Consider the following 211-nt stretch of genomic DNA (forward strand, 5'->3'; position numbering starts at 1 on the left):
TGAGCGAAAAGTAGGGCGATAAAAACGTTTATTACTAAGTTTACGGCTATCCTGTTGAATGAGTTTCCAGTAACGTTTTAGCGCCTTATATCCGTGCGATTTGCGATCAAAACGATTCATGACTTGGATGCGAAGACGATTCATAGTTCGACTGAGATGTTGGACAATGTGAAAGCGGTCGAGAACGATTTTAGCGTTAGGAAAAAGTTTT

General features: G+C 40.3%; 1 protein-coding gene. It reads right to left on the reverse strand.

Going from position 1 to position 211, the window contains the following annotated elements; translation table 11 throughout:
- Nucleotides 1-211: transposase (locus tag ADH81_RS03695; protein ID WP_049526556.1), on the reverse strand; the 211-nt coding region annotated here is incomplete at both ends.

Origin of the sequence: Streptococcus pseudopneumoniae (assembly GCF_001072925.1) — a bacterium.
Lineage (GTDB): Bacteria > Bacillota > Bacilli > Lactobacillales > Streptococcaceae > Streptococcus > Streptococcus pseudopneumoniae_Q.